Here is a 23762-nt window from a genome sequence, read left to right on the forward strand (position 1 = left end):
TCGCTCATTTTGCTCACATAGCTCCATTAAGCGTGCCTCGTACCGCCGAAAAGTAGGAGCTACCGCTCAAAATGGTCACATAGAAGCGGAAAAGTAGTGGGAATTGTGCGCTATCGCTCATTTTGCTCACATAGCCCCGCCAAGCTTGCCTCGTACCGAATGGACCTAAGTAGTAACAAAAAAACGCTCAAACTTGTTCAGGTTTGAGCGTTCCTTAATGTTTATGCTTTATTGGGATACGAGGTCCTTAAGAGATTTTCCGGGTTTGAACGCCGGCATCTTGCTGGCAGCAATATCAATCTCCTCACCTGTCTGAGGATTGCGGCCTTTGCGAGCTTGACGCTCGCGCACTTCGAAATTGCCGAAGCCGACAAGCTGCACTTTATCGCCGTTCTGTAGCGCTTCGGAGATCGCTTCGAATACAGCGTCAACTGCTTTCGTCGCATCTTTCTTCGGAAGCTCGGTAAGCTCTGTTACTTTTGCGATCAGATCTGCTTTGTTCATGATTTCACCTCCTTATAGTTTTGCGGAGCAAAACTGACTTCGTAAGCATCAGCTTAGTTTTGCGGAGCAAAACTGACTTCGTAAGCATCATACTCTTCATATTTCCTCTTATTCACCGAAAACTTGAAATATATACCTCATGATCGAACAAACATATATTAATACAGCCAAAAAGCAATTTCAAGAGAAAACCGAGCAAACCGGAATAAAAAAAGCGGCAATCGCCACGCTCCCCAAATCCGTTAGGCAAAATATCCTATTCCAACTTAAAACAGCCATCCGTCTATAGTTCGTTCGTCTCACCTCTTGTCATTTGCCTGTCTCCCCGGCGATGAAAAGCAGTCAGGCCGCTTCGCCAATAGCGAAACGGCCTGATTATTTTAATCTTAGTGCACGGCATCCTACAAAATGATAGCGATCAAGCCGCCGGAGCCTTCATTGATGATCCGTCCCAACGTTTCTTGCAGCTTGTAGCGCGCATTGTCAGGCATCATCGCGATTTTGCCCTGAATGCCTTCCCGGACGATAGAATGCAAGGAGCGGCCAAAAATGTCGGACTCCCATATTTTGATCGGATCGTTCTCGAAGTCCTGCATCAAGTATCTGACCAGTTCTTCGCTTTGCTTCTCCGTACCGATGATCGGAGCAAATTCCGACTCCACATCGACGCGAATCATATGGATGGATGGCGCAGTCGCCTTTAGCCGGACACCGAAGCGCGAGCCTTGGCGTATAAGCTCCGGCTCATCCAGCGCCATCTCGGCGAGCGATGGTGCCGCAATGCCGTAACCAGTCGTCTTCACCATCTCCAGCGCCTCTGCGAACCGGTCATATTCCCGCTTCGCATGGGAGAATTCCTGCATCAGCTGAAGCAAGTGATCCTTGCCCCGAATCTCGACGCCGACTACCTCCATCAAGATGCGATCATACAATTCGTCTGGAGCGTACAGATCGATCTCCGCAACGCCTTGCCCCATATCCATCCCGCTTAATCCTGCACGAGCGATGAAGTCGTATTCCATGAACTGGTTGACTACCCTGTCTACGTCTCTTAACCGGCGGATATCCTTCACAGTGTCGCGAACAGAATTTTCATAGTTGCTGCGCAGCCAGTGCTTGTCGTTCAGCACCATAACCCAGCTCGGCAGATTCACATTCACCTCGTGAACCGGGAATTCATAGAGCACTTCGCGCAGGACGGACATGACTTCCTCTTCTCCCATCGTGGCGGCACTCATCGCCATGACGGGGATGTCATATTTAGCTTGAAGCTCGCTGCGCAGCTGCTGTGTTTCATCGCTGCGCGGCCGAGTTGAGTTAATGATCAGGACGAACGGCTTGCCCACTTCCTTCAGTTCTTCGATGACCCGTTCCTCGGCCACGACGTAAGAGCTTCTCGGAATTTCGGCAATTGTGCCGTCTGTCGTTACGACGACCCCCAAAGTGGAATGCTCTTGAATCACTTTGCGCGTGCCGATCTCGGCAGCCTCCTGGAACGGAATCGGCTCATCGTACCAAGGCGTCGTAATCATGCGCGGACCGTTTTCGTCCTCGTAGCCCTTGGCTCCTTCAACCGCATATCCGACGCAATCCACCATTCTTACGTTCACTTCAAGCCCTTCGGCCACGCGCAGCTGAACAGCCTGGTTTGGCACGAATTTCGGCTCGGTTGTCATGATTGTTTTACCCGCGGCGCTTTGAGGGAGCTCATCAACGGCTCTTACGCGATCCGATTCATTGGCAATGTTGGGAAGTACGACCGTCTCCATAAATCGTTTAATAAATGTTGATTTCCCCGTCCGGACCGCCCCGACCACGCCGAGGTAAATATCCCCGCCGGTACGTTCGGCAATGTCCTTGAAAATGTCTACTTTCTCCACTGAATATCCCCTCCCAATTGATTTTCCGGTTCGCCGCCTTCCACCGGACAAGAGGGCAGGCCAGCGACGCAACTCGTACATACTTTTTGGACTAGTAACATCTTATTGTTCAGACTGTCCAATTATGCCGATCCCGTCTACGAAATCTTTTTTCCTCCCTATAAGACTGCCTTCCCTTCCAAGATTGAAATATATGAGCCTGCTGCCGCAAACATGACAAAAACCCTCTTGCAGGCAAAAAGATTGCAAGAGGGTTCTTCTGTCTGGGGCCAATCTGTTATGGCTGGACAGCTACCGGCTCGCCGTCGCGTAAGCGATATGCCGGAGCTTTCACCGGTACGAAAGGGGAGGCAGCGACCAGCAGATCGCGCAAGTCGTCTTCTTCTCCAATCAAAGTGGCGTCGCCGTTTTTTTGCAGCTGTTGCGTAATGTCAATCGCGTAATCCAAATATACCGCCCCGGACTCGTCCACGACAGCTCTTAATGTTTGTCCGGAGTAAACGCTCTTCAATACGGGAGCTGTTTTGCCCATAGTCTTATAATCAATTTCATAGAATCCAGGGTATACCGCTTCCAGCTTGGGCAGCTCGCCCGTATTCTGTATGTGTTGATACATCCAGATTTGAATATCGTTCACCTTCTGCATGGAGACGATGTCCATCAGCTTCACCTTGGGGTCCTTCTCCTCGTCAATGACGATAAAATAATAATTGCCGCCCTTCTCGAAAGCAACGGACGGTATCTCCCCGATCATTTCCTTCGCCTGCAGCTTGGCAAAATTGAGTTTAAATTTCTCGAACTTCGGAACATCGGGCGTACTGTTCTGAATCGGCAGCAGCCCTGTCACTTCCAAATATTGATCCACTGCAGCTTGTACATTGCGGACGGCTTCATTCGCCGCTCCTCTGTTCTGCTGCATATTCTCCTTCGGATACAGGCACCCTGCCAGCAAAACCGCCATGCCAGCCACACACGCTACAACAGCGGCATGTCTCAATCGGCCCATGCTATTTCTTTCCCTCATCTCTCCGCCCTCCACATGGCTACCAAAGCTCATCATCCTTGTTCTTATTGCGGGCCAGCTCAAGCTGCTTCTGCACAGCTGCGCGAAGCGGGTCCAATGGCACGTGCACTTCCACCTTCCCGGCCGCCCTCGCCTGACAGGCCAATCGGAATGCCTGGTCCTGCATGCCGGCCAGCTTGCGCCGCTCCGCTTCTCCTATCGGCAGAAGCTCGCTATCGCCGGTTACCTTGACTTTGCACATAAAGCATGCCGCTTTCCCGCCGCATCTGGTCGGTATGTGCACGCCTGCCCTTCTTGCTGCATCCAACAAGCTGGTCCCTCTGCGAACTTGAACGGTACGCCCAGAAGGAAGAAAGGTTACTTCTGCTTCCATAGCGGCACCTCCGCTTTCATGCCAAACATCATCTCGCGAATGTGGATTCTCATTGCATCGGGTATCGCATTATCCTTCTCCAGCGCTTCCAATGCGGGCAGGTGACGCTTAAGATCCCGTTCCATCATGGCCGCGATCGGGGTTACGCGATCCTGTCGCTCCCGCAGTACATTGAACAGCAGCTCATGGGCCAGCGGGACGACGTGTACGTACTCCGTTGCTTCCGGCAATTGCACAAGGTGCGCATACGGAATCAAAAGCTCCTTCACCTTGATGGAATAGGTGCAGCCCAATGCTGAGACTCGAAATCCGCCCACCAGTTCAATGAACACGCCATCTATCCGGTAATGAGCAAGCCGGGATCGATAGATTGCCGTTGTGCTGTGCTCCGGCTGGTCGACGGCATATTCCCTTAACGCGTGATGAAGAGATGCTACATCCTCATCGTCGCAATAAATGTCCACATCGTTCGGCGACAACGGCAATCCTCGCAACAATAAGCCTGCACTTCCGCCGACTACCCATTTCGAGCGCCCCGCCGCTTCGGCAATGGCAGCCAATGCCCGTTGCACCCGATTGACGTCGTTCATCCCGACATCCCTTTCCATGACCTAGAAATAGGTCTTATTAGCAGCTACGATTCGTCCAGCGCCTTCCCGCACGATAGCTTGGCAACCGAGTCTATAGCCTTCATCTAATTCTTCGGGCTCCAGCCGATCCCACTCTGCGTCCGTTACCTCTTCCAAAAATGCCATGCCTTCGGTCACGAGGCAGCGACAACGCGCGCATGTGCCACGCGTACAAGAGAAGCTCCAGTCGACTTCGTGTTTCATGGCAAGATCAAGCAAGCTCAGACCCGCTTCCGCTTCCACCTCGGCCGTTTTCGTTTTGCCTGTTAGAACAATCATCTTCTCATGCTCCTTTTCTGATCTCGTATGCTGTCGATTTATGTATGCCAATAAACTTTATATAATGGAGAAGAATCCATAAATAAAACCTAGCAGCAAACAAAAAAAGGCGACAATCGACAAAATGATTCGAACGAATCCTTTTGTCTTCAACCTTGCGAACGTAATGACGACAGCTGCAATCGCCATCAGGCCTATGCCCAAAAAAGAAACCCACATTTTTGTCATCGGATCCATAAGTCATTCTCCCACCTGTCACACTGAAAAGGACAAACGCCGGCAGACGAAGCGGATATCCCCTTCATCAAGTTGCCGGCATTTGTCGAAAGCATGATCACTTTTTTATCATCATTTTGATCAGGGATTCCATACTAGACGGACTCATGCCGCTTGCTTTTACCGCTTTGACAATATCGTTCATCGTGGAATCCGGTACTTTTATTTTCGCCATATCCGCAACCCGCTTAATTAGCTTGCGCAGCTCCGCTTCGTCGGAGAATGTGTTGGCATCTACTGTACCTGCCAATTTTTTGACGGCGTTTTCGGATATATTTTTGCCAGCTTTCTTATTGATAGCGCTCAATACGTCCTTAGGAATACCTTTCGACAAATTATCCACCCTCCTTAAGCCATATGAGTACTTAGCATCATATGAAGAGGGCAGTACATTGGTGTAGGCGGTTAGCCTATCACTTCCATTTCATGCGTCTTCAATCTTCCCATGAGGTGGGATACCGCCTCGCGGGGCTGCTTGCCCTGGAAGAGCACCTCGTGCAGTTGAGACGTGATCGGCATATCTACTTCGTACTGCTGCGCAAGCAGGTAAGCCGCCTTCGTCGTTCTCACGCCTTCGACGACCATGCCCATCTTATCCAACACCTCGCTGAGCGGCGTTCCGTCGGCCAGCATATAACCTGCGCGCCAATTGCGGCTATGCTTGCTCGTACAGGTGACGACAAGATCACCAACGCCAGCCAAGCCTGCGAACGTTAACGGATTGGCGCCCATAGCCGCTCCCAGCCTGCCGATCTCCGCCAACCCGCGAGTAATGAGCGCTGCCTTGGCATTGTCGCCGAACTGCAACCCGTCGGTGAGCCCCGCCCCCAACGCGATAATATTCTTAATGGCGCCTGCTACTTCCACTCCGACCAGATCCTTGTTCGTATAGACCCGGAAATCGCTATTCATGAACGCATCCTGCGCTTTCTCCGCCATGGCAATATCCTCGGATGCCACGACGACCGTTGTAGGCTGCCTGCGGATGACTTCCTCCGCATGACTCGGTCCTGACAATACGACGATGCTTGATCGGCTCCGGCCCAGTTCCTCGGAGAGCACCAGCGACATCGGCTTCAGACTCTCGCTCTCGAATCCCTTCGTCGCATGTATGCACAGCATATCCGGTTGAAGATGCGGCGCCGCCTGCCTGGCTACTTCCCTCATCGCCCCGGATGGCGCGACGAACAAGCACAGCTCCGCCCCGTCAAGCGCTGTCCGCATATCCGTTGTGGCCAGAATTCCGCCGGGAAGCTCGCATCCCGGCAAATACTTGTCGTTGCGGCGCCGCGAATTGATCTCTTCAGCTTGTACGGCGTTGCGCGTCCATAATGAGACCCGATAACCGTTCGCCGCAAGGACGGAGGCCAAAGCCGTACCCCAACTGCCTGCGACGAGCACAGCCGCCCGCTTAGCTTGTTGATGCTGTTCCACGCTGCGTCACGCTCCCTTCTTCACGCCCAGCTTATTCTCAGTCCCTTGCAGCAGCTTGCCGATATTGCTGCGATGACGAACGAATGCGAACAGGGTAATGATTAATGCACCTGCGAACAACGGCAGTGAGTACTGAAATAGGATAATAAAGATCGGTGTGAGCAAGGCGAACAACAGCGAACCGAGAGAGACATACCGGGTAATGGCGATCGAGATGATCGCCACGATGCCCGCGCACAGCGCCGGCCAGAAAGCAAGCGTCGCGATGACGCCTACCGTCGTTGCGATGCCCTTGCCGCCCTTAAAGCGGAAATAGATGGGCCAGTTGTGGCCGATGATTGCCGCGAGGCCGCACAATACAGGAACCCAGCCGTTGTTGCTGGCAGCGTGGCCGATCAAGACCGCTCCGATGCCCTTTACGATATCGAGGGCGAATACCATCAGGCCCGGTCCTTTCCCCAGTACGCGCAGCGTATTCGTGGCGCCCGCGTTGCCGCTTCCGTGCTGGCGGATGTCGATGCCCTTGACCCACTTGGCAATTACAATGCTGAATGATACCGAACCTATCAAGTAACTAAGCACTACGGCCAAAATTTCTAGCACCAAGCTTCTTCTCCCCTAGTCTTCGTCTGATTTCCGTCTCGTATAAATGCGCACCGGAGTTCCATCGAACTGGAATGCGGCGCGAATCTTGTTCTCCAGGTAACGTTCATAAGAGAAATGCATCAGCTCTGGATCATTGACGAAACATACAATGGTTGGCGGCTTCGTCGATACCTGCGTGACATAATTGATGCGCAGACGTTTCCCTTTGTCAGATGGCGGAGGATTGATTGCGACTGCATCCGATACGACATCGTTGAGCAGATGGGTCTGAATGCGCAACGCATGCTGCTCCGATACATAGTTGACGACGGGCAGCAGCTTATGCAGTCTGGACTTGGTAAGTGCAGACAGAAAGACGATCGGCGCATATTGCATGAACAGGAAATGGTCTCTCACCTTCGCCATGAATTGCTGCATGGTCTTGTCGTCCTTATCCACAACATCCCACTTATTGACGACGAATATGGACGCTTTGCCCGCTTCATGCGCGTAGCCGGCAATATGCTTGTCCTGCTCGATAATGCCTTCCTCGCCGTTAATAAGCACCAGCACGACATCTGCGCGTTCAATCGCTTTCATGGCGCGCATGACGCTGTACTTCTCCGTCGTCTCATACACTTTGCCCCGCTTGCGCATGCCTGCAGTATCGATCAGCACATACTTCTGGCCGTCGCGCTCGAACGGCGTATCGATCGCATCCCGAGTCGTTCCCGCCACATTGCTGACGATAACACGATCTTCGCCCAACAGCGCGTTCACAAGCGATGACTTTCCAACATTCGGCCTTCCGATCAAGGCGACGCGTATGACGTCGTCGTCATAGCCGTCGTCCTCCAGCTCAGGAATCAGGTCGGTTGCCGCATCCAGGAGGTCGCCAAGACCAAGCCCGTGCGAGCCGGATACGGGGACCGGCTGGCCGAAGCCCAGTCCGTAGAATTCGTACACTTCATCCATCCGGTGCTCGTTGTCCACTTTATTCACGGCTACGACAACCGGCTTGCGCGAACGGAACAATAGCTGTGCGACCTCGTCATCGGCATGCGTCAGCCCCGTTTTGGCATCCACCATGAATATGATGACATCCGCCTCTTCAATAGCCAACTCCGCTTGCATGCGGACAGACTTCAATATTTCATCCTCGCCGTCGATCTCAATGCCTCCGGTATCGATTATGCTGAATGGCTTTCCGTTCCATTCTCCTGTGCCGTATAGACGGTCACGCGTTACACCTGGCTTATCTTCTACAATTGCCAGCCGATCACCGATTACCCGATTGAATATGGTAGACTTGCCCACATTCGGTCGTCCGACGATGGCGATAACGGGTCTTGCCATAATTGGTTTTTCACTCCTTCAACAATTCTCACGTAAATCATCATAGCAAAAAAGTGCGAGCTTGGCTAACCTTTCGTCGCACAAGAGGGAATAATTTATTGATGGTCCACAATAATAATCGTGCCGTTCTTTAAATCGTGAGCGCTTGCGTCCATAATTTTCTCAAGGAGAAAAGCCACCTCCTGAAGCCCCTTCTCACTCTGCATGATGAATACGGGGGCTCCCCCTCCAGCTACGAAATCCCTGTTCATTGTAACAACGGCAACAATGTCAGCCATGCTCACCCGCTCCTTTCTGATTGACCGGTGATTCTGTCGGCATTCTTACTGCAGACTCCAGAATCGGCACGCGAAGGATAACTTCCGTCCCCTTCCAGGAGCTATGGTCTTGAGGGATGAAAAATACGGCCAGGCGGCCATCGTTCATATCCAGCTTCGCCATCGGGATAAGAGCCGGTTCCCCATCGTCGCGATATACTCCCATGATCGTTGCGAGATCGTAGAGTATCGCCTGGCGCTGCCCCAGATTGCTGAGGGTCGCTCTCGCGTTCGGATTGACAGGCGTCAGTACGTACCCCGCTCCGCGTTCGGTTATAATATCCTGATTCGTCTTCAATCCGACATTCATAATGTAGATATCATCGACGAACAAGTCCGGACCGTCGACCTTCACGATTCCTTGATGGACCTTGGCAATATGCGAGATGTTATGCCCGGACTTCAGCTTCATGACAATGAGCAGAGTAATGAGACCGGCGGCGAGCCCATACCATACCTGGAACATGATCGCGAACAAGCTGGTGACGAGCGCCGACATGATCACCAGATAATTGCGGCCTTCGAATACCATCGCAATTCCTTCAATATAAGTTGCCCCTCGGCTTACAAGCTCCAGACTGTCGATCTTCGTCAACGTTTCCCGCTCCATCTTCCTGACATCACGGAATTGCTGGGCAGCCAGCGTCAGGAACGTAATCGCCGTGTAATCCTTCTTGAACAAGGCAGGCACAGCGACCGCTCCAAGCGCGGCTGCAATGACGCCGAGAGAAATATGAATGATTCGTCCATGCGGATATGTCGGATATTGCCGATAATCCGTCTTGAGCAGCAGGATGCGAGCAATGACGCCAATAACAATCCCGCTCAGCACGCCCAGCAAGTATTTGTTCTCCTCCAAAAACAGCATCATCGCTATGACGACCCCCTATTCTTATAGAACAATGCCCCGTTAAGCCAAGAGAGAATTCGCTGCCATGCCTTGATGCCGGCTGTGCATACTATTCCTGCCGCGATCGCTGTGCATAACTCATCCCACCATTGCGCGGAGCCGATCAGCGCGCCGCTATACTGCTGCAGAGCGAGCAACAAGGAAGCAAGTGCGCATCCCCAGCTGAGCTGAGCGAATTGCTGCCTGTAAGAGGAGGCGAACACACTGCTCAGAAATCCGCATAGCAGCGGTGCATCCGCCTCGGGTGAAACCCAATGAAACATAGGATCATGCGCATAAAGCGAACGCAAGCTAGCCCATACGAGTGCCAGCATCAATACACATAACGCTTCGTAGCCAATCGCCGTCTCTCGCCTCCCCTTATACAAGCCGACCGAGCTTGCGACCAGCAGCATGACTACCGCTGCATGAATGATAGGTCCCTCATTAGCCGGGAACGGGTCAATCCATAGAGGAAGCTTGATTACAATTATGAATACTAGCAGCATCAGCCAAAATATATGCCTCCCGATACCCGGAAAGAAGTGGCTGCGCCAGCCCGTAGCGAGAAGAATGATGCCAATCATAAGAAAAAGAGTGCTTGCGTAACCTGCCACCATGGCAATCGGAACCACCTTTCGTTCCCCTATTATGCGCCAATACAAAAAGGCTATTCCCTAAAGCGGGAATAGCCTTGATTAGTATAAACGATTACTTCAACTTGCTAAGCTTGTCGCCAAAGCGCTCGCCGAGCGAGTAGCTCATGCTGGAGCTGTTCAAGCTGACATTAGGGTTGTTGATGTCCTCCACCTTAGGAGCACGTGGAGCACGCGGACCTCGCTCTGGTCTAGCGCTTGGAGCCAGATCTTCCGGAGCTTCTTCCGTTTCCTTGATGCTTAGGCTAACGCGCTTCTCAGCTGCGTTGAAATCAAGGACTTTAGCGGATACTTCTTGCCCTTCCTTCAACACTTCATAAGGAGTCGCAATGTGTTGATGTGCGATTTGAGAGATGTGAACAAGTCCCTCCACGCCCGGTGCAATCTCAACAAATGCGCCAAAGGAAACGATGCGGCGTACAGTACCTGTTACGATATCGCCTGTTTTGAATTGGTCAGCAGCCGTTTCCCAAGGTCCTGGCTGTGCCGCTTTCACGCTGAGGCTGATTTTGCCCGCTGCAGGGTCTACCTTCAATACCTTCACCTTAACGGACTGGCCTTCGGCTACGACATCCTTAGGATGCGCCACATGCTGCCAGGACAGCTCGGATACGTGAACAAGTCCGTCAACTCCGCCGATATCGACGAATGCTCCGAATGGCGTCAAGCGTTGTACAGTTCCTTCCAGCTCTTGACCTACTTCCAGCGAAGACATCACTTCTTGCTTCTTCTGCTCGAATTCCGCTTCCAGCACTTCCTTCGCGGACAAGATCACTTTATTGTTCTCGCGGTCAATTTCTTTCACTTTGACGCGAAGGGTACGGCCCTTGTAATCGCTGAAGTCTTCAACGAAATGGCGCTCAACCATGGAAGCAGGAATGAATCCGCGAACGCCAACGTCAACGACAAGACCGCCCTTGACAACGTCGGCTACGATTACTTCGAACACTTCACCGCTTTCGAAGCGTTGCTCCAGTTCATCCCAAGCTTTCTCGCCGTCGACAAGCTTCTTGGAAAGAATGAGGCTCTCTTTATTGTCGTCGATGCTGACAACCTTCACTTCAACCTCTTGGCCGATTTCCACTGCGTCCGTTGCATTCTCCAGTTGGACAGCGGACAGATCGCGAAGCTGAATGATACCGTCATATTTATATCCAAGGCTTACGTAAGCTTGGTTGTCTTCAATTTTGACGATTGTACCCTTCACTGTGTCGCCCTTCTTCAGCGTCACCATGTTGTCCATTGCGTCTTGCGTAACTTCCTCTGCAACGGATTCTTGCACATTGATTTCTTCTGACATTTGAAATAACCTCCTCAGTTCATACCCCAACTTTATTTAAATCCGCATAACATGATTTAGTATACGGCATTTAAAACGATTCGTTAACTGTTTGATGAAAGCTTTTTTATTGCGGCCATAATGACCTCTGTCGCTTGCTCGAGCTTATCGGTGGATGAAGCGTCAATGATAGCAGATAATGTAATCGGCTCGCCATAGCAAACGTACATCTTGCGGAAGGGCTTATATCCGCCCTTGATAGCTACGGGCACGACCTTCGCGTCGCTCCGCAATGCGATCATAGCGGCTCCCTTCTTGGCGGCGCCTGAAGCGCCCCTTGTTCCCTCCGGGAATATGCCCATCACCTTGCCGGAATCCAGCAGGGTAATAGCCGACTTGATGGCATCCTTGCTGACTCCTCCCCGCTTTACAGGGAATGCGCCGAAGGCTGTAATCAGCGGCCCGAATACGGGAACCTTGAACAATTCTTCCTTCGCCATGAAATGGACCTTGCGCTTCACATAGATGCCCACCGTTGGCGGATCGAAATTGCTGATGTGATTGGAAGCCAGAATAACGGCTCCCTCGTCGGGAATGTTCTCAAGCCCTTGCGCCTCCAGACGAAAAATGAGCTTATAAATGATGGCAAGCAGCCCGCGAAAAAAGACGTATAGCATAGTTTACTTCGCCTCCGCCAATTTGGTTCGGCATATGCGGATAATGTCGTCAACCACTTCGTCGATTGTCATCCCGCTGCTGTCCAGCACATAAGCGTCATCCGCTTGAATAAGCGGCGCAATCTCCCGCTTCGCATCCAGGGAATCCCGCTTCGCGATCTCCGCTTCCAGCTCTTCCAGGCTTATATCAGCATGGTCAAGCTCCTTGAAGCGCCGCTGTGCTCTCTCCTTCGCGGAAGCGGTCAAGAACACCTTCACTTCTGCATCCGGCAGCACATGCGTGCCGATATCCCTGCCGTCCATGACGACTCCCTTGCGGGCGGCCATCTCTCTCTGCAGTCCGGCCAGCACTTGTCTAACGGATGGTGACGCAGCGTAATAGGACACCTCACGGGTAACTTCCAAGGAACGGATATCTGTCGTGACATCCTCGGAGTTGACAAGGACGGATTGTCCCTCTGCGCCCCGTATTAACGCAATATCCAGCTTCTCCAGAAGCAAGGTCAGGGCTTCTTCCTGATCGGCGGCAATAGCCAAGCGCTGCGCGCTTAACGTAACGGCTCTATACATCGCGCCTGTGTCGATATATATATAACCCAGTTGCCCGGCGACAAGTCTTGCAACCGTGCTCTTGCCCGCGCCTGCCGGCCCGTCAATTGCGATATTGATGCGGTTGCAGTCACCAGTCTGTTGCGTCACTTACAGCCAACCCCCTTTAAGTTCAAGACGGCCTTCCCCATCAATCCGCTTAGTCAAACAAAAAGCAGGCATTGCCTGCGACGTGAAAATTATACCACAGATTGGATTGGGATGCAAAAGACGATCTCCCCCGTCAGCGTTCCTTTCTTACCTTGGCAACCGGATGCCTTCCCATTTCTCAACATTCGTTATCCAGTAACGGACAACGTCTATTTGCGTCACAGCCTGTGCGACAAGAAGCAGAATAAAGAAAATGAGAATGCCGTTCCCTATTAATCTGCAAATTCTGTCGATCAGCAGCACGGCGGAATCGCGTCTCCGATCCTCGCCCCTGCGGAATCTTGTCCACATGAAAAATGCCTCCCAAACCCGACTGTTGGTCGTTAGGATGCTTGTTTTTCTTGCAGACTATTCATCTATTCCGATACTCCAGCTGCTTTTCGAAGCAGAATCGAATAATTTTCTGACGTTCCGTATCGCTAATGGCGATAAACTTGATCATTACCTGCTTGCGTCCGGATTGAAGCAAATTAATGCGAACGACCTCGGCTTTGAACGGGACATGCTCCACCGAACCATTCTTGAACGGTACGAGCAGCCAGCATTCGATCTGCTGTTCTTGCTGGAACGACCACTTGTTATCGCATAGGAATGAGATGCCTCCGCCTCCTATATCGTCTGTATGGCACAAGAAGCGAATGTGATCGGAGAATTTCACGGCAAGCTCGAGTTCGGCAGGGACGCGCAAGAAGCTTCGCCTTTGTACTTTGGTCATACGTTCCGGGTCCGGCTTCATCAGCTTGACCAGCTTCAAACCTTCTTCTTCCTTGAACCCGATCACGTGGGAATCGAAAAAGTGCTTCACGCCATCTCCGGTCATGAAATAAACGGATAGCTCATCCCCCAGAAAAAGCCGTTTCATGCGCCCGCTGGATTCGCTGATAGGATATTCAATATGTAGTGCCTGATCTTCTTCGTCGGCAATACGGGACTTGTATACGACCGCAGCTTCCGCTTCATCGGATGAAGCGATCTGGAAATACAGCATCTGATTGACTTTAGGCAACAACTAGCTCCCCTCCCATACTACAGCATTATAGCATGTCATTGGGAAGGGAGCTATCATTGATTTATTGGGGCTGATTCCCGGCTTTTACGAAGCTGCCTGCACATCCTCGGCGGATATAATCTCCACGGATTCCTCTAATCCCGTTTCCGCATTAATATATACACGATACAAGGAGCCGTTGATGCCGCCTACAAATTCATAACAGAGAACCTCATCTCCGCTATCGCCTTTGATGAGCGCCAGACGCTCATCTTTCACTTTCAGCTCCGGATTAATTGACTTACGAGCTTCCGCCTTGGTCAGTACAGGTCCCGGCATATCCCTCTTCCGATGCTGGAACACATAATCGCTGGCTTGCAGTCCGACCGCTTCTCCGTTGTCCAGAGCAATCTTAACCGTTACTTTGTCGGGATAGACCAGCACGTCGTTCTGGGATTCGACGTAGGTGAATACGCCGTTTTGATGGTACTCGTCGTAGGTGACGGCTTGCATATTTTTGAATCCGTGCTTTTGCAGGAATTGATCTGCGGCTGCCTTCGCTTTTGGGAAATCAATGGACTTCTTATCGACAGCTCGCGTTCTCATATACGAGATTAACGCTCCGCCCCTTTGGGCAAAGTCCATCTGCACATTGCCGTTGCCATTGTCATCGCCTTTCACGACTGCAGAGAAAGAAGCATACTCTGTCCCTTTGCCATTCTCGCTGACCTCCACCATGGAGGGGTCCACCTGAACAAACGATGATGCACGCTTCCTGATTTCCTCGTTGTTCATCATATCGCCGCTCAGCATTTTCATGGAACGCTTCTCGTACATGCTCATGACGGACGGGCCCCAGTCCAGCTCAGGATATTCGCCCACCTTTTCATCGACGCCTCTCAGCCCTTGTACAACCATATTGTTTCCGTTTGCTTCCTCGGCGGCGATCGCAAGCTCCACGTCCATCCACCGCAAATTGTCCGAGAGGACGTCCTGCTGCATATGATGCAAATCTTTTGCGATTTCGTCCGATTTCTCGTACAGCGTTTTTAACGTTTTGAACTCCGCCTCCGACAGCGGCTTCTTCGTCAAGTCCCTCACAGCGGTCTTATAGGCGAAGTTGGAAATATGCGACAGGAAGTTTTCCGTCTCTGTAAAGGGCAAATAGCTTAGCGGCAGCTGGCTTATTTCATTTTGCGCTTCGCTTGTCAGCCGCCAGACGTTGACAAGCCCTTTCTGATGAAACCCTTTCGATGTGGAATTGACCGCCAGTGTATTGCCTAGCTGCTCATGAAGCTTCTCCACATGAGACGTCAAGTTATGAAATGCCCGCTGATACTGATTTTCCGCTTTTATTAACAGTTGACTTTTATCCTGCTGCATCTGATAGCCCCAATAGACAGATCCAATCAGCATTACAGTGACAATGGGGAACAGAACCGCGCTTATTTTTCTGTACATACGCAAAAACTCCTTTCTATTGCCAAACCTGGTGTTAGTTTGGTTTGCAGAAAGGAGCTTTATGCATGCGAGCTTCCACTATTCGGCCGTTAAGCATTACAATTACAGCGCATTGTATTCTTCAATATGCAGGTCTTCGCTGTTGCTGCAAATGCATTGCTTGAAGCCCGTATCGAATGAGCCTCTTTCCTTGCGGCCGCGAAGAACGAATTTCTCGCCGCATACATTGCAGCGTATTATTACCTTCACTCTATCCGTCTCCATCCATACCTCCAACTTTTTTATAGATTGGCGCCAAGCCCTGTCAGTTATTAGCAGTATGGACGAAGACGTTACAATTTAATCTCCTCTTCCCTGTGAATGAGCCGAAAGGGCGATCTGGAATTGGCGCGATTCATGCCGTACAATCCCCATATCCAGAGAATGATCATGAATGGAGCAATGAACCATAGCCAGCCCTCCTTGAATATGAGCAAGATCCAATCGTACAATCCGTGCAGCGCGAAAGGCAGCAGGAGCGATATTGCCAGAAACCACTTGCTGCTTCGGCCGCTTGCGAACTTGGCCTTCCCTACGTAATAGCCCATTAAGACGCCGAATAGCGCATGACCCGACACAGGCAGCAAAGCTCGCATAAGCAAGGAGCTGAACGATACCGGAGTAATTATCGCATACAGCACGTTCTCCATCGTAGCGAAACCAATCGAGATGGAGGCAGCATACAATATGCCGTCGTAATGCTCGTCAAATTCCGTATGGTTATAAATAAAATGATAGAGTACAAACCACTTCAAAAATTCCTCGACGCCGGCCGAGTGAACGAAGGCGGACAGAAATGGCGTCTCGCCCAGCCACAGCTGCAGCCCGCGTTGAATAACCATAACGGGAATAACGATAAGCACGCCGAGCAGAAACATTCTTAATACCATATGAATCGGCTCGGCGTTATATCTATCGCGCAAATATAAATAAATAAGAAGCGAAATGCCAGGAGCAATAGCCGCGGCAATAACTGAAACCAACAAATGACTTCCCTGCCTTCTTACACCCACCCGCGAAACCGGACCGCTTCGGCCATCTTGCGCACACCTGCCATATATGCGGCTAGCCGCATATCCACCTTGCGGGTTCGGTGTATCTCGTATACATTCTGAAATCCGCGTATCATCATAAATTGAAGCTTGTCGTCCACTTCCTGCTCGCTCCAGTAATAGCCTCCGTTGTTCTGCACCCACTCGAAATAGGAGACGATGACGCCGCCAGCGCTTGCCAGCACATCCGGTATAAGGAGTATTCCCCGATCCGTCAGCATGCGGGTCGCTTCCAGCGTCGTAGGTCCGTTGGCCGCCTCCACGATAATAGAGGCTTTAATGGCGTGAGCGTTATGTTCTGTAATCTGATTCTCAATCGCAGCCGGTACCAGCACATCGCATTCCAGCTCCAGCAGCTCCTTATTGGTCATGGAGCTGGAGAACAGATTGGTCACATTGCCGAAGGAATCCCTGCGGTCAAGCAGATAGGGAATATCAAGCCCATCTTTATTATACAATGCTCCGTGCACATCGGAAATAGCAATTACCCTGCAGCCCGCCTCATGCATGAATTTGGCTAAATAGCTGCCGGCATTGCCAAAGCCTTGTATAACGATCCGCGCATCCTTGAGCGGAATATTGCGAAGCCGCAAAGCCTCGTGAATCATAATGACAACGCCTCGGGCTGTCGCAGTCTCGCGTCCTTTCGAACCGCCCAGCACAATTGGCTTGCCCGTAATGAAGCCAGGCGAATCGAATTCGCGTATTCGACTGTACTCGTCCATCATCCAAGCCATGATCTGAGAGTTGGTCATCACATCCGGAGCGGGAATATCCTTGGTCGGCCCCACGATCTGACTCACTGCCCGCACGTACCCCCTGCTTAACCGCTCCAGCTCGCGGAACGACATATTGCGCGGATCGCAGATGACGCCTCCCTTCCCGCCTCCATAAGGAAGATCGGCGATGCCGCACTTCAAGCTCATCCAGATCGAGAGCGCCTTAACTTCCCGCTCCGTCACTGCGGGATGGAAGCGGACTCCGCCCTTCGTCGGCCCTACAGCGTCATTATGCTGCGACCTGAAGCCGGTGAACACTTTCGTCGACCCGTCGTCCATGCGTACGGGTATTCTGACCGTCAACATGCGAAGCGGTTCCTTCAACAGTTCAATCATATCCTTGCCGTATCCCAATCGTTCCAAAGCCTGCTCAATTACAAGCTGAGTCGCTTTCAGCACATCGTTCATTTCGTTATCCACCCTATCCACCGCCTTCATATATCTAATATGAGCCCTCGGTGCACTTCATATTCCAGTGAATAGCCGACCGAAGCGCGCGAAATAAAAAACATCCGCAGTGCAAGCGACTGCAGATGTTCGTTAGTGGAATCCGATAGGCTAGAAATTAAAATGATCGCAAATGGCCTTGACTGCATCCTCCGCCATAATCACCTTCCCGTACTCCTCCAGCATGGCATATGTGACGGATGTCGCTTCGCCATATTCGGCCAGCAGCGCAATAGCTGCGTTGTGGCGGGCGGAATCGATCTGGGATGGCTCCAGAGCCATAATCCACTTGTCATTGTAGGAATAGAGCTGACCGCCCTCCGTAATGCCTGCCGCCATCAATCCTGTCGATACAGAGATTACATCTTCGAAGTCACGGAAAGCGTACATGATGATATCGCTCAGTTCCATCGTCACTTCCATATCATATATGTCATCGTCAAGCTCGTCTTCGTCACGCAGCCCGTCTTCGACGCTTCCCTGCTTGCCTCTGGTTACGATTACTACCATGCCTTGCGCAGGCATAGCATATACTTCTACTGCAAGAGGACGCCCGCTTGCTTCAAAGCCGAGTTCGTTGTAAGCTTGCTCCATCATCTCCAGGAACAATTCATGAAGCTTCGGAGGCTCGCGCCACATATCTTCCTTCTGGATCCCACGTTCCAACAAATCGTCGAACGTTAGGAAAATCCTTATTCTGTCCCCACTAATCCGTTCGATTTTCATGACAGGATCCTCCTCTGCAGCAGCTGTCGTAATAGCGTATGATAATTTCAACCCAATGTGCCAAAAATATGTGCACACCCATACTTACAATTACTTTACCACTTCTGGTTCAGGAATGCACTATTATTGCTCAAAAAAAAGAACCGTTATAACGGAGTTTGCCCTTTACAAGCGACTCCCGCAAACGATTCTTGTTCAACAGCTGGTCAATGATCAATGGGTCATGCCGGACGATGCCGCCTTTATTTTATCTACTTCTTTCTTAACGGCCGGGTCGCTGCTAATGATGGCTTCAATTTGCTCCCAAGCGACGCCGGATCGTTCTGCGGTATCGTCTGCAGGCTTTGGGGCTTCGGCAGCCGCCTTCTTCATATCCGCATTCAGCCACATGGACATCGCCTTACCTGCAATTGCCGCTCCCGCATCCGTCATGGCCGTGCAGGCGCGGGCCATCAGCTCGGGACGCCTGCGCGCCGCAAACATCGCAGCCATTGCGCCAACCATGCCTCCAAGCACGAAGCTGCTCATTCTCAAGTGGGATCACCTCTTCCTTGTCTGCTCGTTACAGCATTATTGTTGCCCTGGCCAATTCGACTCATGCTTCTTACACTAAGGAAATGATTGACGTTGAAGACGTACCCCCATATGATACTTAAGTGAACAACCCATTCAGGCGCATTGCCCGAAATAAGACGGAGGGAATTTACGATGAGAAAACGTAACTGGTATTTAGTCCCGCTTCTGGCCTTCCTGCTTGCCGGATGCAGCGGCGGCGCAGGAGAGCAGGCGGCCGAACCGGCTGTGCAGCCGGATTCCGTCACCGCTGCGCCAGAGGCGTCAGCTTCTGGCAGCGCAGACGTCGACTTGACGCCGGAGTCCAGCCTCAAACCGGCCGAGACAGCCGCCGCTATTGAAGCTGTGCCCGACGTGGCGCCGGAACCATCGGCTGAGCCGGTCAAAGCAATGTACAGCATGAATAAAGTCTTCCGCTTCGTGCCCATCGAAGAGGACGCGCCCGAACGAGCCGTACTGCTCACCTTCGACGACGGACCGAAGGACGAGACGGTTCTGACCAGCATGCTGGATACACTTGATAAGCATGGAGCCAAGGCGATATTCTTCGTCAACGGATATCGGGTGAAGCAGAATCCGGATCTGCTGAAGTTAATTCATGAACGAGGACAGACGATAGGAAATCATTCCTATGACCATATCAATCTGAAGAATGAAGACGCGGACAATGTGGAGAGCCAGCTTGGAAAGGTGCAGGAGGATGTGGAAGCGCTGATTGGGGAAAGACCAAAGTTCTTCAGGCCACCGTTCGGAGCCGGCAGCGATATCGTCAGAGATACCGCCAAAAATCACGGAATGCTGTATATGACATGGTCCAACGGCTCTCTGGACTGGGATAAGACGGCCAAGGGAAAACCCGAAGTGGTCGTAGCCAATGTCATGGAGCAGCTCCACCCCGGAGCCAACATCCTGATGCACGAGCTGGAATGGACGGCCGAGGCGCTGGATGAGCTGCTGACCAAAATTGCCGGGGAAAGCTACGTGTTTATCGATCCCGCATCGATTGACGTCAGTCTTGATGACTGAACGTCGTCCCGTACCAGAACAAGAAGGCCACCAGACCAACAAATAGCACAAATAAAAGATTATAGTACCATTTGGACCATTTATTAGCGCTTGAAGGGAACTTTTTCCGTCTTGGCGGCAGGGCCTCATCCTCGGGAGATTGCAATCCCTCTCGAACGATGGCGCCCTGCTCTTTGGCATGACCGTTCAACTGTCCCTTCTGGCTTCGGCTGAACTTCTCTCTCCTGCTCATGACTCCCTCCTGAATCGGATAATTAGACCCATCACAAAGTCGATCACAAAATGTGCTATAATGGGAGCCCAAATGCTGCCGCTCTGTATATAAATCCAGCCCAAACCGTAGCTGATGCAGAATACCAATCCTGTAGGAATCCAGTGGCGCAAGTAGCGGACATGAATCGCTGCGAAGATGATGCTCGTCCAATAAGGACCTATTGCATGCTGTATCGCTCCTCTGAACAACATCTCTTCGCAAATCGCGACAACGAGCGAAAGGAGAGCGATATGCCAAATTGGCCGGTAGCCGAATATGCGCTGATTCACGCCGCCATCGTCTGCCGCCTCCTCTGGAACCCAGCGGGAAATGAGCAGATCGACGAGAATGACTACCCCTGCGAACAGCAGTCCCCAGGCGGCAAAATGAAACGTTGCGGGAAACGCAAACAGTTCCAACAAATTTTGATGCTGAAATAATACCCATATGAAACCGATAATAAAAGTAAGCGCCTGCGTGACATACAAATTGATCAGCAGCATCCGATCATTAATTTCATCAACATTCACCTTGCGGATGCGTATTTTCCGAATATCGAATTTCTTCATAAACAATTGTTTCCTCCTAATTGCTGAATGTGATGTCAACCTATATTTCATACATAGAAGGAGATTAACCATGGAAAAAAGATTTACAGCAACAGCATTGTTTTTTAGCGTAGGATTTCTATTCATGCTCATACTGGCTGTCGGCGCATTCTTCTACGGGGTTCAGATCGGCTCTGACCGCATCGAAGCGAAATATGCCGCTTTAATGGAAACCGACGAGCAGAAGGATGAGCCGGCTGTGCCATACCAGCAGCAAGATCTTGTATCTTTCTATCATACTGTATTTTCGCCCTATCGTGAATTTCAAAACGAATGGCTGAATACGATGAGCAAATTGTCGCGCAGCGAGCCTATCGAAGCCGAGGCCGCATTCAAAAATCTGGGCAAGCTGTCCAAACGGAAAGCCGAAGAGGCCAGCGCTTACGATATGGGAAAATCCTTGCTGCTGGAAGAAGCGCAAATCCAGTACATCCGCAGCATGCAGCTGTTCCAGGAAGCCGCGGAGAATGCAGAAAAAGCCGCAAAAACAAAAGACCAGGACGAGCTCTACGATTATATCATGAACGAAGAAACATACCTTAAAGCAGTCAAGCAATCGCTGGAGGCTCAGAACAGTTATTACCTCGCGATGCAAAAATGGGCCGCATCCGTCGATCCCGAAATTCCGGGTGAGTATAAAGCGCCGGATCTGCTTGCGCTTGACAAGTGGCAGGACAAGCCGCTAGTTGTGAAAAACAGCGTCGTATCGGGTTACCTGGCGGACGGCTCCAAACTGTATCCCTTCTATCCTCACGACTTGACGAGCAGAGTGGATCTGTTCATCGAGTCCGGCGGCGCGGCGAAGCTGAAGCTGCAGAGCTTCAATGCGGTGATGGATTTGCTTCTCAGTACGGACGCTGTACCGAGCGGCCACTTCATATCGTTCAAAAACAAGCTCTACAACAACGAGCTTCTGCCCCAACTTCCCTTCTTCCTGCCCGACATGAATTAAGGTCTGCAGGGGTCTGAATCTTTGTCGAATACGATCGAGGATGACAGAATCATAACGAAAAATTCATAAATGAGCAAGTTTGAGCATTGCAATAAGCCTTAATCATGCTATAAAATAGAGAAAGTCCGAACGATCGTTGATGGAACTCTCCACCCGCTTGACCAACATCGCGGGTAGAGGGTTTTTCTGTTCATAATACGGCGAAGCCAGCTATGGCTTCGTACAGTCTAGGAGGCCTGCAGTACATGTTCAAAGTGTTAGTATCCGATCCCATTAGCGATATGGGTATCCAACAGCTTGTTGATGCTTCAGATGTTTCAGTAGACAAGAAGACAGGGTTAAGCGAAGAAGAGATTATTGCTATTATCGGCGATTATGACGCCATGCTCGTGCGAAGCCAGACACGCGTTACCGCAAACATTATGAAAGCAGGTAAGAAACTGAAGGTCGTCGGACGAGCAGGTGTCGGCGTCGACAACATCGACCTGGAAGCCGCCACGCAGAACGGCATTATCGTCATCAACGCGCCGGACGGCAACACCATTACCACTTGCGAGCACACCTTCGCCATGATGATGGCGCTGGCCCGTCACATTCCGCAAGCCTACAAGAAGACGGTATCAGGCACTTGGGACCGCAAATCGTTCCTCGGTGTAGAGCTGCGCAACAAGACGCTGGGCGTCCTTGGTATGGGCCGCATCGGCAGCGAGGTAGCCAAGCGTGCCAAAGCGTTCGGAATGAACATTCTGGGCTACGATCCGTTCATGACGGAAGAGCGCGCGGAGAAGCTGGGCGTGAAGCTGGGCAGCGTCGACGACATTGTCAGAAATGCAGACTTCATCACCGTCCATACGCCGCTTACGCCCGAGACTCGCCACATGATCGGCAAGCCGCAATTCGAAGTCATGAAGCGCGGCATGAGAATCGTGAACTGTGCGCGGGGCGGCATTATCGATGAGCTGGCACTCGTCGAAGCCATCGATGAAGGCATCGTGGCAGGCGCTGCATTCGACGTATTCGAGAAGGAGCCACCGGCTGCGGACCATCCCTTCCTGGGCCATCCAAGCATTATCGTCACTCCGCATCTTGGCGCGTCGACAGTGGAAGCGCAGGAGAATGTCGCGATCGACGTATCGGAACAAGTGCTGCATATTCTGCGCAACGAACCGTTCATGAACGCCGTCAACATGCCGCCGATACCGGCCAATCTGCAGAGCAAGCTGCAGCCGTACTTCGAGCTAGGTGAGAAGCTGGGCAGCTTCATCGCTCAGTCATCCGAGGGAGCTGTTCAAGAAATTACCGTCCAGTATGCCGGCGAACTGGCAGAAGTGGATACGCAGCCGATTACGCGTTATATTATGCGCGGTGTCCTCTCCCACCATCTGGGATCGGAGCAGGTGAACATTGTGAATTCCATGCACCTGGCCAAGCAGCGTGACATTAACATTATCGTTCAGAAATCGCACAAATCGAAAGACTTCACCAATCTGGTTACCGTAAGCCTTCGCACAAAGAAGGAAGAGCGTTCCGTTGCGGGCACTCTATTGACAGGCTATGGCCCTCGCGTGGTGCAGATCGACAAGTACCCGGTTGATGTCACGCCGGAAGGCAATCTGATTCTGATCGCCCATAATGACAAGCCTGGCATCATCGGCAGCGTCGGTACGCTGCTGGGCAACAATAACGTCAACATTGCCACCATGCAGGTGGGACGCCAGCTGGAAGGCGGCTCAGCTATTATGGTGTTGCGCGTCGACAAGGGTACGCCGAAGGAAGTGCTGCTGCAGTTGACCGACATGTCCGGATTGAATACGGCGAAAGAAATTATTTTGCCTTAATAACCGCAATCGCAAGCCCTCCCGCATCGCAAGGTACGCGGGAGGGCTTTTTTGTTTCACGTACAACAAGATTAATCGGCTTGCTTCAACAAAAAGAGCGTCC

At 51.6% G+C, this 23762-nt stretch carries 30 protein-coding genes; 3 read left to right on the forward strand and 27 right to left on the reverse strand.

The genetic code is table 11. The features are described 5' to 3' along the window. Positions 1-228 precede the first annotated feature (228 nt). From M6D81_RS14990 to M6D81_RS15110, 25 genes are all read right to left on the reverse strand, one after another. Complete coding sequence (locus M6D81_RS14990) at positions 229-504, reverse strand: HU family DNA-binding protein (RefSeq protein WP_262677720.1); 276 nt, start codon at positions 502-504, stop codon at positions 229-231. Positions 505-905: 401 nt separating this feature from the next. Next, positions 906-2384 carry a stage IV sporulation protein A gene (gene spoIVA / locus M6D81_RS14995; protein ID WP_262677721.1) on the reverse strand — a complete coding sequence of 493 codons (1479 nt, stop codon included), beginning with the start codon at positions 2382-2384 and terminating at the stop codon, positions 906-908. 277 nt (positions 2385-2661) lie between these two features. Continuing rightward, on the reverse strand, positions 2662-3408 hold the full coding sequence (locus M6D81_RS15000; RefSeq protein WP_262677722.1) for a hypothetical protein: 747 nt from the start codon (positions 3406-3408) through the stop codon (positions 2662-2664). Between the two features lie 19 nt (positions 3409-3427). Then, positions 3428-3781, reverse strand: a complete 354-nt coding sequence (locus M6D81_RS15005; protein WP_262677723.1) for a 2Fe-2S iron-sulfur cluster-binding protein — start codon at positions 3779-3781, stop codon at positions 3428-3430. After that, positions 3766-4371: a nucleotidyltransferase family protein gene (locus tag M6D81_RS15010; RefSeq protein ID WP_262677724.1), complete on the reverse strand. Its 606-nt coding sequence runs from the start codon at positions 4369-4371 to the stop codon at positions 3766-3768. Before M6D81_RS15010 ends, M6D81_RS15005 begins: the two co-directional genes overlap by 16 nt. A gap of 21 nt (positions 4372-4392) precedes the next feature. Beyond that, entirely contained in the window at positions 4393-4689 is a 297-nt protein-coding gene (locus M6D81_RS15015; RefSeq protein WP_262677725.1) for a 2Fe-2S iron-sulfur cluster-binding protein, read from the reverse strand. 57 nt (positions 4690-4746) lie between these two features. Continuing rightward, entirely contained in the window at positions 4747-4926 is a 180-nt protein-coding gene (locus tag M6D81_RS15020) for a DUF2768 domain-containing protein (protein WP_262677726.1), read from the reverse strand. Between the two features lie 97 nt (positions 4927-5023). Further along, positions 5024-5299, reverse strand: a complete 276-nt coding sequence (locus tag M6D81_RS15025; protein WP_262677727.1) for a stage VI sporulation protein F — start codon at positions 5297-5299, stop codon at positions 5024-5026. 71 nt (positions 5300-5370) lie between these two features. Next, the gene (locus tag M6D81_RS15030; RefSeq protein WP_262677728.1) at positions 5371-6399 is read right to left on the reverse strand and encodes an NAD(P)H-dependent glycerol-3-phosphate dehydrogenase; all 1029 of its coding nucleotides are present in this window, start codon (positions 6397-6399) and stop codon (positions 5371-5373) included. A 6-nt stretch (positions 6400-6405) separates the two neighbouring features. Beyond that, a complete protein-coding gene (plsY, locus tag M6D81_RS15035; RefSeq protein ID WP_262677729.1) occupies positions 6406-7005 on the reverse strand; it encodes a glycerol-3-phosphate 1-O-acyltransferase PlsY in 600 nt (199 codons plus the stop codon). 12 nt (positions 7006-7017) lie between these two features. Further along, on the reverse strand, positions 7018-8340 hold the full coding sequence (gene der / locus M6D81_RS15040; protein WP_262677730.1) for a ribosome biogenesis GTPase Der: 1323 nt from the start codon (positions 8338-8340) through the stop codon (positions 7018-7020). Positions 8341-8435: 95 nt separating this feature from the next. Further along, positions 8436-8618, reverse strand: coding sequence for a capping complex subunit for YIEGIA (locus M6D81_RS15045; protein ID WP_262677731.1), 183 nt, complete (start codon positions 8616-8618; stop codon positions 8436-8438). Further along, positions 8611-9528 carry a YIEGIA family protein gene (locus M6D81_RS15050; protein WP_262677732.1) on the reverse strand — a complete coding sequence of 306 codons (918 nt, stop codon included), beginning with the start codon at positions 9526-9528 and terminating at the stop codon, positions 8611-8613. Before M6D81_RS15050 ends, M6D81_RS15045 begins: the two co-directional genes overlap by 8 nt. A 2-nt stretch (positions 9529-9530) precedes the next feature. Then, positions 9531-10181, reverse strand: coding sequence for a YphA family membrane protein (locus M6D81_RS15055; protein ID WP_262677733.1), 651 nt, complete (start codon positions 10179-10181; stop codon positions 9531-9533). 76 nt (positions 10182-10257) lie between these two features. After that, a complete protein-coding gene (rpsA, locus tag M6D81_RS15060; RefSeq protein ID WP_262677734.1) occupies positions 10258-11502 on the reverse strand; it encodes a 30S ribosomal protein S1 in 1245 nt (414 codons plus the stop codon). Positions 11503-11585: 83 nt separating this feature from the next. Next, complete coding sequence (locus M6D81_RS15065; protein ID WP_262677735.1) at positions 11586-12158, reverse strand: lysophospholipid acyltransferase family protein; 573 nt, start codon at positions 12156-12158, stop codon at positions 11586-11588. Between the two features lie 3 nt (positions 12159-12161). Further along, positions 12162-12857 carry a (d)CMP kinase gene (gene cmk, locus M6D81_RS15070; protein WP_262677736.1) on the reverse strand — a complete coding sequence of 232 codons (696 nt, stop codon included), beginning with the start codon at positions 12855-12857 and terminating at the stop codon, positions 12162-12164. 147 nt (positions 12858-13004) lie between these two features. Next, the gene (locus M6D81_RS15075; protein ID WP_262677737.1) at positions 13005-13208 is read right to left on the reverse strand and encodes a hypothetical protein; all 204 of its coding nucleotides are present in this window, start codon (positions 13206-13208) and stop codon (positions 13005-13007) included. A 61-nt stretch (positions 13209-13269) separates the two neighbouring features. Then, positions 13270-13926: a flagellar brake protein gene (locus M6D81_RS15080; RefSeq protein ID WP_262677738.1), complete on the reverse strand. Its 657-nt coding sequence runs from the start codon at positions 13924-13926 to the stop codon at positions 13270-13272. An 84-nt stretch (positions 13927-14010) separates the two neighbouring features. Then, a complete protein-coding gene (gene ypeB, locus M6D81_RS15085; protein ID WP_262677739.1) occupies positions 14011-15366 on the reverse strand; it encodes a germination protein YpeB in 1356 nt (451 codons plus the stop codon). Between the two features lie 102 nt (positions 15367-15468). After that, positions 15469-15630 (reverse strand): hypothetical protein, encoded by a 162-nt coding sequence (locus M6D81_RS15090; protein ID WP_262677740.1) that lies wholly within the window; start codon positions 15628-15630, stop codon positions 15469-15471. 68 nt (positions 15631-15698) lie between these two features. Beyond that, the gene (gene prsW, locus M6D81_RS15095) at positions 15699-16391 is read right to left on the reverse strand and encodes a glutamic-type intramembrane protease PrsW (protein ID WP_262677741.1); all 693 of its coding nucleotides are present in this window, start codon (positions 16389-16391) and stop codon (positions 15699-15701) included. A 17-nt stretch (positions 16392-16408) separates the two neighbouring features. Continuing rightward, positions 16409-17644 (reverse strand): Glu/Leu/Phe/Val family dehydrogenase, encoded by a 1236-nt coding sequence (locus M6D81_RS15100; protein ID WP_262677861.1) that lies wholly within the window; start codon positions 17642-17644, stop codon positions 16409-16411. 150 nt (positions 17645-17794) lie between these two features. Next, on the reverse strand, positions 17795-18409 hold the full coding sequence (locus tag M6D81_RS15105) for a genetic competence negative regulator (protein ID WP_262677742.1): 615 nt from the start codon (positions 18407-18409) through the stop codon (positions 17795-17797). Between the two features lie 213 nt (positions 18410-18622). Continuing rightward, on the reverse strand, positions 18623-18943 hold the full coding sequence (locus M6D81_RS15110; protein WP_262677743.1) for a hypothetical protein: 321 nt from the start codon (positions 18941-18943) through the stop codon (positions 18623-18625). A gap of 174 nt (positions 18944-19117) precedes the next feature. Here M6D81_RS15110 and M6D81_RS15115 point away from each other — a divergent pair, with 174 nt between their 5' ends. Next, on the forward strand, positions 19118-20008 hold the full coding sequence (locus M6D81_RS15115; protein WP_262677744.1) for a polysaccharide deacetylase family protein: 891 nt from the start codon (positions 19118-19120) through the stop codon (positions 20006-20008). On the opposite strand, the gene M6D81_RS15120 is transcribed toward M6D81_RS15115, so the two are convergent. Together M6D81_RS15120 and M6D81_RS15125 are read right to left on the reverse strand one after the other, a co-directional pair. Beyond that, positions 19992-20240, reverse strand: coding sequence for a hypothetical protein (locus M6D81_RS15120; RefSeq protein ID WP_262677745.1), 249 nt, complete (start codon positions 20238-20240; stop codon positions 19992-19994). The genes M6D81_RS15115 and M6D81_RS15120 overlap by 17 nt on opposite strands. After that, positions 20237-20830 carry a CPBP family intramembrane glutamic endopeptidase gene (locus M6D81_RS15125; protein ID WP_262677746.1) on the reverse strand — a complete coding sequence of 198 codons (594 nt, stop codon included), beginning with the start codon at positions 20828-20830 and terminating at the stop codon, positions 20237-20239. Before M6D81_RS15125 ends, M6D81_RS15120 begins: the two co-directional genes overlap by 4 nt. 70 nt (positions 20831-20900) lie before the next feature. On the opposite strand from M6D81_RS15125, the gene M6D81_RS15130 reads away from it, so the two are divergent. Together M6D81_RS15130 and serA are read left to right on the forward strand one after the other, a co-directional pair. Beyond that, positions 20901-21821 (forward strand): hypothetical protein, encoded by a 921-nt coding sequence (locus M6D81_RS15130; protein ID WP_262677747.1) that lies wholly within the window; start codon positions 20901-20903, stop codon positions 21819-21821. 245 nt (positions 21822-22066) lie between these two features. Then, complete coding sequence (gene serA, locus M6D81_RS15135; RefSeq protein WP_262677748.1) at positions 22067-23659, forward strand: phosphoglycerate dehydrogenase; 1593 nt, start codon at positions 22067-22069, stop codon at positions 23657-23659. Positions 23660-23762: the final 103 nt, after the last annotated feature.

Origin of the sequence: Paenibacillus sp. J5C2022, assembly GCF_025567625.1 — a bacterium.
In the GTDB taxonomy this organism is placed as follows: Bacteria; Bacillota; Bacilli; order Paenibacillales; family Paenibacillaceae; genus Pristimantibacillus.

What these genes read in the sequence shown, in the direction of transcription:
- M6D81_RS14990 (WP_262677720.1), bottom strand. Translation starts at nt 504, where the DNA reads ATGAACAAAGCAGATCTGATCGCAAAAGTAACAGAGCTTACCGAGCTT.
- M6D81_RS15000 (WP_262677722.1), bottom strand. Translation starts at nt 3,408, where the DNA reads ATGAGGGAAAGAAATAGCATGGGCCGATTGAGACATGCCGCTGTTGTA.
- M6D81_RS15005 (WP_262677723.1), bottom strand. Translation starts at nt 3,781, where the DNA reads ATGGAAGCAGAAGTAACCTTTCTTCCTTCTGGGCGTACCGTTCAAGTT.
- M6D81_RS15010 (WP_262677724.1), bottom strand. Translation starts at nt 4,371, where the DNA reads ATGAACGACGTCAATCGGGTGCAACGGGCATTGGCTGCCATTGCCGAA.
- M6D81_RS15015 (WP_262677725.1), bottom strand. Translation starts at nt 4,689, where the DNA reads ATGATTGTTCTAACAGGCAAAACGAAAACGGCCGAGGTGGAAGCGGAA.
- M6D81_RS15020 (WP_262677726.1), bottom strand. Translation starts at nt 4,926, where the DNA reads ATGGATCCGATGACAAAAATGTGGGTTTCTTTTTTGGGCATAGGCCTG.
- der (WP_262677730.1), bottom strand. Translation starts at nt 8,340, where the DNA reads ATGGCAAGACCCGTTATCGCCATCGTCGGACGACCGAATGTGGGCAAG.
- M6D81_RS15045 (WP_262677731.1), bottom strand. Translation starts at nt 8,618, where the DNA reads ATGGCTGACATTGTTGCCGTTGTTACAATGAACAGGGATTTCGTAGCT.
- M6D81_RS15050 (WP_262677732.1), bottom strand. Translation starts at nt 9,528, where the DNA reads ATGATGCTGTTTTTGGAGGAGAACAAATACTTGCTGGGCGTGCTGAGC.
- rpsA (WP_262677734.1), bottom strand. Translation starts at nt 11,502, where the DNA reads ATGTCAGAAGAAATCAATGTGCAAGAATCCGTTGCAGAGGAAGTTACG.
- M6D81_RS15065 (WP_262677735.1), bottom strand. Translation starts at nt 12,158, where the DNA reads ATGCTATACGTCTTTTTTCGCGGGCTGCTTGCCATCATTTATAAGCTC.
- M6D81_RS15075 (WP_262677737.1), bottom strand. Translation starts at nt 13,208, where the DNA reads ATGTGGACAAGATTCCGCAGGGGCGAGGATCGGAGACGCGATTCCGCC.
- ypeB (WP_262677739.1), bottom strand. Translation starts at nt 15,366, where the DNA reads ATGTACAGAAAAATAAGCGCGGTTCTGTTCCCCATTGTCACTGTAATG.
- M6D81_RS15090 (WP_262677740.1), bottom strand. Translation starts at nt 15,630, where the DNA reads ATGGAGACGGATAGAGTGAAGGTAATAATACGCTGCAATGTATGCGGC.
- M6D81_RS15100 (WP_262677861.1), bottom strand. Translation starts at nt 17,644, where the DNA reads ATGAACGATGTGCTGAAAGCGACTCAGCTTGTAATTGAGCAGGCTTTG.
- M6D81_RS15105 (WP_262677742.1), bottom strand. Translation starts at nt 18,409, where the DNA reads ATGAAAATCGAACGGATTAGTGGGGACAGAATAAGGATTTTCCTAACG.
- M6D81_RS15115 (WP_262677744.1), top strand. Translation starts at nt 19,118, where the DNA reads ATGAGAAAACGTAACTGGTATTTAGTCCCGCTTCTGGCCTTCCTGCTT.
- M6D81_RS15120 (WP_262677745.1), bottom strand. Translation starts at nt 20,240, where the DNA reads ATGAGCAGGAGAGAGAAGTTCAGCCGAAGCCAGAAGGGACAGTTGAAC.
- M6D81_RS15125 (WP_262677746.1), bottom strand. Translation starts at nt 20,830, where the DNA reads ATGAAGAAATTCGATATTCGGAAAATACGCATCCGCAAGGTGAATGTT.
- M6D81_RS15130 (WP_262677747.1), top strand. Translation starts at nt 20,901, where the DNA reads ATGGAAAAAAGATTTACAGCAACAGCATTGTTTTTTAGCGTAGGATTT.
- serA (WP_262677748.1), top strand. Translation starts at nt 22,067, where the DNA reads ATGTTCAAAGTGTTAGTATCCGATCCCATTAGCGATATGGGTATCCAA.